7 protein-coding genes are annotated in these 12,131 nt (G+C 35.1%); 1 reads left to right on the top strand and 6 read right to left on the bottom strand.

Annotated features, from left to right (window positions below):
• Window positions 1-52: 52 nt before the first annotated feature.
• The 4 genes from JHL15_RS09125 to JHL15_RS09110 all read right to left on the bottom strand — a co-directional run bounded on the left by JHL15_RS09125 (window position 53) and on the right by JHL15_RS09110 (window position 7,774).
• Window positions 53-2,209 (bottom strand): glycoside hydrolase family 97 protein, encoded by a 2,157-nt coding sequence (locus JHL15_RS09125; protein ID WP_200245220.1) that lies wholly within the window; start codon window positions 2,207-2,209, stop codon window positions 53-55.
• 72 nt (window positions 2,210-2,281) lie between these two features.
• Window positions 2,282-3,397: a SusE domain-containing protein gene (locus JHL15_RS09120; RefSeq protein ID WP_200245219.1), complete on the bottom strand. Its 1,116-nt coding sequence runs from the start codon at window positions 3,395-3,397 to the stop codon at window positions 2,282-2,284.
• Between the two features lie 19 nt (window positions 3,398-3,416).
• The gene (locus tag JHL15_RS09115) at window positions 3,417-5,015 is read right to left on the bottom strand and encodes a RagB/SusD family nutrient uptake outer membrane protein (RefSeq protein ID WP_200245217.1); all 1,599 of its coding nucleotides are present in this window, start codon (window positions 5,013-5,015) and stop codon (window positions 3,417-3,419) included.
• 11 nt (window positions 5,016-5,026) lie between these two features.
• A complete protein-coding gene (locus JHL15_RS09110) occupies window positions 5,027-7,774 on the bottom strand; it encodes a SusC/RagA family TonB-linked outer membrane protein (RefSeq protein ID WP_200245215.1) in 2,748 nt (915 codons plus the stop codon).
• A 335-nt stretch (window positions 7,775-8,109) separates the two neighbouring features.
• On the opposite strand from JHL15_RS09110, the gene metG reads away from it, so the two are divergent.
• Window positions 8,110-10,146 carry a methionine--tRNA ligase gene (gene metG, locus JHL15_RS09105; protein ID WP_200245213.1) on the top strand — a complete coding sequence of 679 codons (2,037 nt, stop codon included), beginning with the start codon at window positions 8,110-8,112 and terminating at the stop codon, window positions 10,144-10,146.
• 210 nt (window positions 10,147-10,356) lie between these two features.
• Here the strand turns inward: metG and JHL15_RS09100 are convergent, their stop codons facing one another.
• Together JHL15_RS09100 and JHL15_RS09095 are read right to left on the bottom strand one after the other, a co-directional pair.
• Complete coding sequence (locus JHL15_RS09100; protein WP_200245211.1) at window positions 10,357-11,061, bottom strand: class I SAM-dependent methyltransferase; 705 nt, start codon at window positions 11,059-11,061, stop codon at window positions 10,357-10,359.
• A gap of 183 nt (window positions 11,062-11,244) precedes the next feature.
• Window positions 11,245-12,054 (bottom strand): siderophore-interacting protein, encoded by an 810-nt coding sequence (locus JHL15_RS09095; RefSeq protein WP_200245210.1) that lies wholly within the window; start codon window positions 12,052-12,054, stop codon window positions 11,245-11,247.
• Window positions 12,055-12,131: the final 77 nt, after the last annotated feature.

The raw sequence follows: 12,131 nt of genomic DNA, 5'->3' as shown, positions 1-12,131 counted from the left end.
CTTACAGGATCATACACCTGTAAGGTTTAAGTTTTAAGGTAATGCTTAAAATTTATTTTATGGGTTTAATGGAAATTGCAAAACCTCCACTTCGTACCATTTTAAAATTGATCTTAGATTTGCTTGTGATCTCTTTTTTGTAGATGTTATAACTTTGTGGATTGTTTATATAATCAGCGTCTTTTCCATCTTCATAAATTGTTGCCTCATATTTCTGACCTTTATCCAGGAATGAAAAATCTACCGTGTATTCTCGTTTGTTTTCGTCAGTGATTCCTCCTACAAACCAGTTTGAAGTTCCTTTAGCTTTTCTTGCTGTGATCACATAATCTCCAGGTTCTGCAGCCAGGATTTTCGTATCATCCCAATCTGCTGCTACATCTTTGATGAACTGGAAAGCATCCATATGCTTTTTGTAGTTCTCAGGTAAATCAGCCGCCATCTGAAGTGGCATATACATTGTAACATATAATGCCAATTGTTTTACTAAAGTGGTTTTCACAAAACGTTTATCCCCAGGGAAGTAATAATCCAGCTTAGTCTGGAAAATTCCCGGCGTATAATCCATTGAACCTCCCATCCATCTTGTGAATGGTAAGATCGTTTGGTGATCTGCATTATTTCCTCCGAATGCTTCATATTCTGTTCCACGAGCTGCTTCAGCAGAAATGTAATTCGGATAGGTACGGCTTTCTCCAGTCGGACGTACAGATTCATGAGAATTAACCATGATTTTATATTCATTTGCTTTCTCAGCAATTCTGTAGAAGTGATTAATAGTCCACTGAGAATAATGGTGTTCTCCTCTTGGAATAATATCACCTACATAACCCGTTTTTACAGCATCATATCCATATTTATTCATCAATTGGAATGCTTTGTCGGACCATCTTTCATAATTCGTTGCTGAACCAGAGGTTTCGTGGTGCATGATCAGTTTAATTCCTTTTGAGTGGGCATAGTCATTTAGCATTTTGATATCGAAATCCGGATAAGGTGTAATGAAATCAAAAACAAACTCTTTTGAATGTCCGAACCAGTCTTCCCAACCAACGTTCCAGCCTTCAATCAACAGCCCCTGGAAACCATTTTCAGCGGCAAAGTCAATGTATTCTTTAACCTTTGTATTGTTCGCAGCATGCTTTCCGTTTGGAGTTAATTTTGTAAAATCAGTTTTACCTAAATGAACATTTTCTGCTGTAGAATAAGCCCACTGAGATTTACCAATGATCATTTCCCACCATACACCCATGTATTTTGTAGGGTGGATATAAGAGGTATCTGTATACTTAGTAGGTTCATTAAGATTGAAAATCATTTTTGAATCCATCACTTCTTCCGCTTTTGGTGAAACGATAATCGTTCTCCAAGGCGTAACAGATGGAGTCTGGATGTACCCTTTTGCTCCCTGCCTGTCGGCTGTAAGATGTGTTTTGAATTTAAAATTCTGAGCATCTACTTCTAAATGCGATGCCGGATAATCAAGAACAGCTGCTTCTGCAACATTAACATACAAAGGGCTCTTCCCTTCTTTCTTCAACATTAAAGGAGACTGAACCGCATTTTTAACCAATGACTGAGAAGCATTGGCATCAAATGCTTTATCCCATCTTGTAGGAATTTCAGAAATTTTTGTTTCCTGATATTGATATTCCTGGGAATCATAATCTGCTACGATCCACCATGCTTTCATATCTGTTGGAAAATCAATTTCAGAATCTTCTTCTCTGATGACAAAGTAATTCAGATTCTTCTGTTGTGGAAATTCATATCTGAATCCTAAACCATCATTAAACAATCTGAATTTTACCACGATACTTCTATCCGAAGATGCCTGATTCAAAGTGACTGCTAATTCATTATAATTATTGATGTAATTTTTCTTCTCACCCAATACTGGCTGCCAGGTTTCATTTTTAGAATCCCTTTTTTCATCTGTTTTTGTAAAACCGTTATTCAGATCAAATTTCGCATCCTCTGATTTAGCAATTTCAGAGGCAAATTTAATAGCTGAGTCTTTAAATAGTCTCAGTCCCAATTTAGAATCTTCAACAACTACTGCCCCATTATATTTTAAATTATAATATGGTACCCCCTGCTTAAGCTGAAAGTCCATTTCGAACTTTCCGTCCGGTGATTTTAAAGTTTGTGCATTAACACCCGCAAACATCATTGAGAACAATAAAGCTCCAACTGTAATTTTCTTCATAATGACTATTTATATGTTTAATAAATAAAGTGTTGCTTTTTAGCAACACTTTATCAGGCATCTCAGCCTGTTCTATAATTTTGTAATCGTTAATTTGTAATTAGCTGAATTATGTAAATCCAATTCTATTTTATATGCTCCCGTAACAGCAACCTTATAACCTGAATCACCAGTTACAGTGCCTTCAGTATTAAGGTATGTCATAACTCCTGTCCCAGAAACCAGTGTCTGGTCAGCATTGGCAGGTTGAAACTTCATTGCCCAATCGTCATTAGCCCTGAACTTAAATAATCCTGTACTAGACAATTGAATTGAAGGTATCTCATACTTTTTGGTAACAGGATTATATACAAAATCTGTATCTGAATTCCATCCAGTAGGCGTCGCATCCCCAATAATTCCAAAGTTAGCTGCTACAGCCGAATAGGTATTGGCTGTCCAATCAACCTTTAAATAATGAGTTCCAATAGCACTTGCTACTATATCTGCACCATCAACTTTTAATTTTCCAGTATTAGTACCATCATCTCCTTTGTTTCCAGGCCAAGCTTGATCAATCGCAAATTTATATTTGCCTTTATCACTTGCCAAAGTTGTTACATAGATAAATCCTCTATATTTTCCATCTTTTCCTGGTGAAAATAAATTGGGAGAATTATCAGGGGTCCAATCAGCATATCCTGCTGCCCCTGCATATGCTCCCGGAACGTTTATCTTAGGATAAACCAAATCCGGGTTCGGTGTATAAGGAGTGACAGTAATATTCACAACATTCGAATAGAAAAAAGCGGATCCTGCAATTGTTTTTAATCTAACTTCAATTTGATTCGAAATATCTGGAGTAGCTCCACAGCTATACATTGCTGCATTCATTTGAGCATGAGTTATGGAGACATTAGTTACATCATTACTAACATCAATAACCGAACTATCCTTAAAGCTCTTTCCTTTAACCCCAAATTCAATCTGCCTTTTTGGTACAATAGCTGTATTGAAGGTTGGATTTATCCAGGTAAAACTAATTGCTGCATCACCAGCTGTTATTTCATTTAGTACAATACTCGTTTTATCAGAAGAAAGTTTAGCTTGGCTACTTTCATTAAGTATGGCCTGATCTTCATCTTTTTCACAAGAAATAACCCAAAGGCCTAACAATGCAATTGTTACTATTTTAAAAAAATGTTTCATTTCTAAATGCTGTTTTAAATTAATAACCAGGATTTTGAATCAAGTTTGGATTAGCCACCAGATCTTTTGCTGGAATAGGGAAAAGATTTCTAAAGTTTTCGACTGCTTTTCCATCTTTTACATTTCCTTTCCAAGGCCATAAATAATCTCCTGTAGTAAATTTTCCAAAACGAATAAGATCAGTCCTTCTCGTCATTTCCCAAGATAATTCTCTTGATCTCTCATCTAAAATAAAGTCTAAGTTTATAGAAGTAACGTCTCCACTAGCATTTCCGTAAGCACGCTCTCTTAATTGATTAACATAGCTAATAGCAGTCGCCAGGCTTCCATTTCCACCCCTAAGAGTTGCTTCTGCATACATTAAATAAATATCTGCTAAACGGTATAATGGAATATCAGCTTCTACCCAAGTTTTATCAGCTCCAGCTGCTCCATTACTTTTAATATTTTTAAACTTAACAAATGCATAACCATCATTAAATGAACCTAAATCGTTAATTTCCAGATTTTGGTCTGTAGTAAAGAAATTACCTCTTTTATCTGCACCATTTGCAGGAAATTTAGCAACAAATGCTTTTGTCGTTCTAAGACCACCCCAGCCTCCATTTACACCATAATCGGAAGCTTGCATTGATCCACCAATAGCTGCATGAACCAGATACGTAGTTCCACCATTGGTTTGGGTGTTTACCCCATCAAAATTAATTGAGAAAATAGCTTCAGGATTATTTACATTGTTGTCTGCAAGAAACAAATCTCCATATTTAGGTTTCAAAGAATAACCAGCTCCAATAACTTTATTACAGTAAGTAATACAGTCATTATTTCTTTGTGTTCCTGTATATACTGAAGCATTTAAATATAGTCTAGCTAATAGTGACCAAGCTGCCGCTTTGTCTGCCCTACCATATACATTAGCTTTCGGGTCTTTTAAATCATTGCTACAAGCCAACAATTCCTGTTCAACAAAATTGAATAAAGCTGCTCTTTCAATTCTTTGCGGTGGATTTACAGATCCTGGAAGATAATCTTCCTTTACAAACGGGACATTTCCAAACATATCCAATGCATGATAATAAGATTGTGCTCTTAAAAACCTTGCTTCTGTACGCATTAATTTAGCTTGAGCCAGATTATCACCGGTAATATTGTTTTCTGCCAATTTTTCATCTGTTACATTCCTCAAAAATTCATTACAAAAAGCTATTTCAGTAAAGATTCTATAATATAAAGCTGAAATAAATTCATTAGAGGAATCCCAGGTCATTTTATGAATCGTATGTAGGTTACCATCATTCCACGCAATTACAGCTTCATCTGTAGATATAACATTCATCGTATACATCAAACGTGTATACTGAGAAAATCCTCCATTAATCCCATTAATATCTGTATCAGGATAATTAGCTCCATCACCGCTCACCTGTCCACCCATTGCTAATCCTCCATAAAGCTTAGCCAAAAGATTAGGATAATTTCCAAAATCCTTGTATACATTTGCAGAAGTGATATCTGTAATAGGTTCCCTTTCCAGGTCGTTAACACATGACGTAACTGATAACAACCCAATAAAAGAGGCTGTTAAAAATATATTTTTAATTTTTTTATTTGATTTCATTTTACTGCTAATTAAAATTGAAAATTAAGACCTAGTGAATAAATTCTAGGCATTTGGTAATAACCATTATCTATCCCATTGAAAACCTCAGGATCTATCCCCGAATATTTTGTTATAACAAAAACATTCTGAGCCATACCATATACTCTCAGGCTACTTCCTTTAGAGAATACCTCACCAAAATTGTATCCGATATTAATATTATCTAATCTTAAGAATGAAGCATTTTCCACATAAACATCTGAAAAGTATTGTGGTAGCGAAAACTGATAAGTTGGTGCAGTAGAATAAACATTTTGAAGATATTCATTAGTAGAGGCCGACTGCAGTGAACTATTTGATGCTGCATTATTGTAAACATAATTTCCTAATACAGCTCTGGCACTTAAACCAAAATCCCAATCCTTATAGGAAACCTTAGTCGAGAATCCTAAAATTGCATCAGGTGTTGTAGACTTATAATAGTATTTGTCAGCAGTATTTATAACTCCATCTCCATTTCTATCAACAAATACTCCATCTAGAGGTTTTCCATTATTGTCATAGACCTGTTGATAAACCCAGAAAGCATTAGGAGCATACCCTACAGCATGGGCCTGGATCGTATTTCCTGAACCTCCATCAATTCCTCCTACCGGAATATTAAAAGTTTTATCTGCCCTTTCTAAAAGGTTTGTTATTTCCGGTTTGTAATGTGTTGCATTAAAACTCAATTCCCAGGTTGTATTTGAATTTTTTATAGGAACAACTGTGATACTACCTTCAATTCCTTTATTTTTCATATTACCCACATTCAGCAAGTTTTGATTACTTAAATCACCTGCTGCAATTGGAGAAAGTACCAATAGCTTTTCAGTATCTTTTTGGAATAAATCTATTGAACCGAAAATTCTATTATTTAAGAACCCATAATCTACTCCTAAGTTCTTTGTAGTAGTAGTTTCCCAGGTAAGGTTTGGATTATATATATTCGGTCTAAACATATAGTAATACTGATTTCCAAATTGATAGTATGCTCCATCATTACTTGGATTATAAGCAGCATAAGCCGGATAATTAAAAGGTCTGTTACCATCCAAACCAGGTAATTCCTGCTGTCCTGTTTTTCCCCATCCAGCTCTTAGTTTCAAGGTACTGATTGAAGAAATATTTTTAATAAAGCTTTCTTCATTTAACTTCCAAGCAAGAGATACTCCTGGGAAATTACCCCAAAGGTTATCCTTCGTGCCGTTAAAAAATCGGGAAGAGCCATCTCTTCTTAAAGATCCGGAAACAATATATTTATTCGCAATGGTAAATATAGCCCTTCCGTAAAATGATATCAGAGTATTTTGTGTCTCAAAATCATTATTAATTTTCGTAGGGGCATTCCCTTTGTAATTAATTGATCCTGGTATAATGGTACGGAAATCCTGATATGAATAACCGGCAGTAAGATCAATTCCTGTATTGATTGCAGAAATATTCTTAACATAATTAAAATAAGTTTCTAATAACTTATTCTTTTTCTCCATTCTATAGATAGAAGAACTTCCTATATCATTAGCCCCAGGTCTATATAATGGGCTAACCTTTTTCTGCCCATCACTTCTTGTATAATCATAACCAGCATTTACGTTAAAATGCAAATCAGGCAGAAAGTGAAATTTATAGTCTAATTGTATATTTCCTAAACCTCTTAAAACAGATGAAACATCATGAATTCCATCAATCATCCCCAAAGGATTCGAAGTCGAATTAACATTAAATCCATTTACAGATCCAGCATCTAACCATTCATAATATCCCCCGAAATTAGAGTTTCCAGAATATACAGGTTGCGTAGGATCAAAATAAGTAGCAGACTTAATAACCCCTCCATCTACAAATCTATTATCTGTGAAAGTTCCTTTTGTACTTACATTCACAGATAAATGATTATCAAAAAATTTAGGGTTTAAGTTCAATCCTACTGATGTTCTCTTAAATGAATTGGTTTTTACAATACCATTTTGTTCGTTATAACCAATTGATAAACGGTAAGGCAAACCTTTAATTCCTCCTGAAAATGCGACATTATTATCTGTTCCCCAAGCAGCCTGATAAATCTGATCCTGCCAGTTTGTATTTGCATTTCCAAGTTTTGTTTTATATGCTGCCGGAGCATAAGTGTTTACAAAGTCTCTAAACTGGTCAGCATTTAAAACATCTACATTTCCCATTTTTGTAGACACTGAAGCTACTGTTGAAAAATTAACTCTAAATCTACCTGCAGTTCCTTTTTTTGTCGTGATCAAAATAACACCATTAGTAGCACGGTTACCATAAATAGCAGTAGCAGAGGCATCTTTTAAAATATCAAAGGTTTCAATATCATTTGGATTAATTAATGATAAAGGATCAGATGCACCGTTTACTCCTACAAAATCCTGTGGAACACCATCTATCACGATTAAAGGTGAGTTGTTACCATTTAAGGAAGCGGTTCCTCTAATCCTTATAGCTGTTCCTGCACCTGGCGCGCCACTATTATTTGTAATCTGTACTCCGGGAGTCTTTCCTTGAATCAACTGTCCTGCAGAGGTAGCACCGCCGTTAAAATCTTTCGAAGATACAGAAGTTATGGAACCTGTAAGGTCCGATTTCTTTTGCTTCCCATATCCAATCAGCACCACTTCCTCTATTTTCTTTTCTTTGGTCACAGAGTCTTGTGCGTAAACCATTGAACTAGCCAATAAAAAAGCAGGCGCAATTTTTAATACCGTTGTAAAATTTCTCACAATATTGTTTTTATATAGTTTCGTTTTTGTAGTAATAATGGCGTGAAAACCGTGCTTGCAATTTAGAAAAAAATTAGAATTATCATAAATTTAATAAAACTTTAGATAATTTTATGTAAATTAAACGCGGCCCAAAGATTAGATTTCTGCTTTTCATCTGTTTACACGATCTTATGCAATACATAACATTATTTCGGTATTAACAAATAGTTAAACAAATGTTTAACAAAATGTAATATTTATTTCTCAATTATCGCTTATTGTTGCTAATATTAAGGGCTATCAAGAATTTTCGGGAGATATTCCGTATATTTGTAGTTAAATTATTACTATAAATGTCAAACAGAAAGATGATTACGGCAGCTTTGCCTTACGCAAACGGACCGGTTCATATAGGACATTTGGCAGGTGTTTATATTCCTGCGGATGTTTACGCAAGATTTCAAAGAAGATCAGGAAAAGATGTAGCGTTTATCTGTGGTTCAGATGAGCACGGAATTCCTATTACCATAAGAGCAAAAAAAGAAGGGGTTACACCTCAGGATATCGTGGACAAATACCACGAAATCATCAAAAAGTCTTTTTCAGATTTGGGGATATCTTTTGATGAATACTCAAGAACAACTTCCAAAAACCATTATGAAACCAGTCAGGATTTCTTTAAAACTCTTTATGAGAAAGGAAAATTTACTGAAGAAGTTTCTGAACAATATTTTGATGAGCAGGCTAACGAGTTTTTAGCAGACCGATATATCGTAGGAACATGTCCCAATTGTGGAAATGAAAATGCTTACGGAGATCAATGCGAAAAATGTGGTACTACCCTTTCTCCTTCGGAGCTTATCAATCCAAAATCAATGTTAAGCGGAAATGTTCCGATTCTTAAAGAAACCAAAAACTGGTACCTTCCTTTAAATGAATACGAAGATTTCTTAAATGAATGGATCATCGAAGGACATAAAGATGACTGGAAGCCTAACGTATACGGACAGGTAAAATCATGGTTAAATGATGGGCTAAAACCTCGTGCTATGACCAGAGACCTGAACTGGGGAGTTCCGGTTCCACTTCCGAATGCAGAAGGCAAAGTACTTTATGTATGGTTTGATGCACCGATCGGCTACATTTCTTTTACTAAAGAATGGGCTGAGAAAAATGGAAAAGACTGGAAAGACTACTGGCAAAGCGAAAACAGTGACCTGATACACTTTATAGGGAAAGACAATATTGTTTTCCACTGTATTATTTTCCCGGCGATGATGAAAGCACATGGTGATTACATTATGCCAAAAAATGTTCCTGCATTTGAATTCCTGAATCTTGAAAACGATAAAATTTCAACATCAAGAAACTGGGCGGTGTGGGCGCATGAATATGTGGAAGATTTTCCAGGACAACAGGATGTTTTGAGATATGCTCTGCTTTCATCTGCTCCTGAAACAAAGGATAATAATTTTACATGGAAAGATTTCCAGACTAAAAATAATTCTGAATTGGTAGGAATTTTTGGTAACTTCATTAACAGAGTTGCCGTTCTTATTCATAAATATTATAACGGAGTTGTTCCACAAGGAGATCAGAATTCTCCTGAGCTCAATGAAATCAATAAGTCGGCTAAAGAAATTTCAGGATTCTTAGAAAACTATGAATTTAGAAATGCTTTAACAGCTTTAATGAATTTAGCTCGTTTCGGAAATCAATATCTTCAAACTGAAGAGCCTTGGAAAACCATTAAGGACAACCCTGAAAAGGCAGCACATTCATTATTTGTTGGTGCTCAGATTGCTGTGGCCCTTGCTCAGCTTTGTGAACCTTTTATGCCTTTCAGTTCAGAAAAATTATTGAACATGTTCAATGTTCAAAAATTAAAATGGAGTGATATTGAAACAAAATCTGTTTTAATTGAAAGCGGACACACTATCAATGAATCATCTCTACTTTTCTCAAAAATAGAAGATGATGTTATTGAAGCGCAAATCCAAAAGCTTGAAGACACAAAACAAAACAATAAGAAAACAAACCCTAACGCCAACCCAATGAAAGAGGAGATTACTTTTGACGATTTTTCAAAAATTGATTTAAGAACAGCTACTATTTTAGAAGCTGAAAAAGTAGAAAAAGCTGATAAACTTTTAAAGTTCAAAGTGGATACAGGTGTTGATATCAGAACTGTTGTTTCTGGGGTGGCAGAAAGCTTTACTCCGGAAGAATTGATTGGGAAGCAGGTAATGATCTTGCTGAACCTAGCACCAAGAAAAATTCGTGGAATTGAATCTCAGGGAATGTTCTTATTAACGACTAAACCAGATGGTAAGTTATCCTTCGTTACTCCAGACGACAGCAATGTTGAAAATGGTATTGAGATAGGATAACCAACAATACATTATTATAGAAAAAGAGACACATGATTTTCATGTGTCTCTTTTATTTTATTTCCGTCATTTCGAGGAACGAAGCAATCTCAACTTCATAATCTTAAAACTTAACCATCTTAATGGTTTAAATCTTTTACCATTAAGATTAATTTTAGAAATTAAGGTTATTAAGAGATTGCTTCGCTTTGCTCGCAATGACAAGGTAGTTTATCTTTTTGTCAGTTTGGCTAAATAAGCATCTTCGTCCTGCATTACTTTTTCGATTGTAAAATCATTATTTTCGGCAGCATTTTTTAAGGTTTCAAAATCGAGATATAGCCATTTAATGGGATCTTCCGATTCTCCTTTATAATGAACGACATAATCCAATTCCCCATAATAGCCTTCTGCCGGAATATAAACTCCACCATCTTCATCACGATCAAACATATACAAAATATCTGTACTATCAATTAATATCTGTCCTTTGTCGCTAAGTAAAGATTGCAATTTTTGAAGATAGGTATCAACGGTCGCTAAACTTCCAAAAATTCCGGTTCCATTCATTAATAATAGAATAGTATCAAAAGTTCCCCCAGTGAAATCAAGCATATTTTGGCAGATCCCTTTTTTAATTCCTCTCAACTCGCAAACCTCAATAGATTTTGGTGAAATATCTAATGCCGTTACATCAAGGTTTCTTTCATTTTGAAGATACAACGAATGTGAACCCGCTCCAGCGCCAATATCCAAAACTTTTCCCTGAGCTAATTCCAAAGCTTTCTGCTCAAGACTATTCATTTCTTCAAAATCCCTGAAAAGGTAATCTACAGGAAGTTCATCGAGTTCTGAGATTGAGGTTTCAGTCTGCAGATCTTCCGGATTCTCATTATGATGATAATCCCAGATTGCCTTACCCATTAAATCTTTCATAACTATTTTTAAAGGAGCAAAGATACAGGTTTTGGCTTCAAAAAATAACTACGATATTATGATTAATGATACTTAATAGTGTACATGTCCCTATTGAAAGAGATTGTTTCATTTGTTCGCAATGACAATTGGTTCCTTATTATTTTATGCATAAAAAAACCGGGCATCCCGGACATATTTTTATTAGTCAGCTCTCAGTTCCTTTCTTCTTTCGGCTTGTGAGTCATCTTGTGTCACACCAGCTTTCCAGTAAGAATAGGCATATAACTCAGATTGTTTCCAGTTCTTTTCTTTTCTGAAATAGTTGCGAATCTCTTTTACAGTTGAAAGCTCACAGGCCAAGTATCCGAATTTTTGAGTTTCAGGTATTGGTATACTTCTTACAGTCTCTGTTAATTTATTTCCTAAATGAGCATCCGCATTATGAACCCAAATAAATTCAATATCTGCTTTAGTTTCCAATTGTTGTTCATCTTCTTTTCCGTGGACTTCAATAACACAAACTCCTTTAGCAGTTTCAGGAAGAGCTTCTAAAATAGTACTTAAAACAGGAATAGCTGTTCCATCTCCAATAAGAAAATACCAATCAACCAAAGGATATAGCTCTCTTGGCTCGGTTCGCATCATCACTCCTAATTTAGAGCCTGCTTCAGCTTCTCTTGCCCATTTTGAGGCAGGACCACCATCACCGTGGTCTACAAAGTCTATATACAGTTCATTGGTTTCCCAATTGATTCCCCGATGGGTATACGTCCTTATAGAGGGTGCAATTTCTTTTTCCGGATAGATCCATTCATGATTATCACCCCAGCTTGGAAAATGAATTTCGTTTAATCCTTCAGGAGGAATAGCTATTTTATTATTATCACCAATTGTAGTATTTTTAAACTGCAAAATATCTTCGGAATGAAGGTATACTCTAATAAAATGAGGTGTTAGGTATTCTTTTTTTGTGACTTCGGCAACGATCTGCCCTGCTTGCATTTTAGCCATAACTGAAATTTTTAAATTATATACAGCATCATAGTTCTAGTATGCCGGGAATAAATGATAATTAGGATGTATCATTT

Source organism: Chryseobacterium paridis (genome assembly GCF_016595215.1).
GTDB classification, from domain to species: Bacteria; Bacteroidota; Bacteroidia; order Flavobacteriales; family Weeksellaceae; genus Chryseobacterium; species Chryseobacterium paridis.
The sequence above is the reverse complement of the archived record's forward strand: the minus strand, read 5'-3'. Positions and strand labels throughout refer to the sequence as shown.

What these genes read in the sequence shown, in the direction of transcription:
- JHL15_RS09125 (WP_200245220.1), bottom strand. Translation starts at nt 2,209, where the DNA reads ATGAAGAAAATTACAGTTGGAGCTTTATTGTTCTCAATGATGTTTGCG.
- JHL15_RS09120 (WP_200245219.1), bottom strand. Translation starts at nt 3,397, where the DNA reads ATGAAACATTTTTTTAAAATAGTAACAATTGCATTGTTAGGCCTTTGG.
- JHL15_RS09115 (WP_200245217.1), bottom strand. Translation starts at nt 5,015, where the DNA reads ATGAAATCAAATAAAAAAATTAAAAATATATTTTTAACAGCCTCTTTT.
- metG (WP_200245213.1), top strand. Translation starts at nt 8,110, where the DNA reads ATGTCAAACAGAAAGATGATTACGGCAGCTTTGCCTTACGCAAACGGA.
- JHL15_RS09100 (WP_200245211.1), bottom strand. Translation starts at nt 11,061, where the DNA reads ATGAAAGATTTAATGGGTAAGGCAATCTGGGATTATCATCATAATGAG.
- JHL15_RS09095 (WP_200245210.1), bottom strand. Translation starts at nt 12,054, where the DNA reads ATGGCTAAAATGCAAGCAGGGCAGATCGTTGCCGAAGTCACAAAAAAA.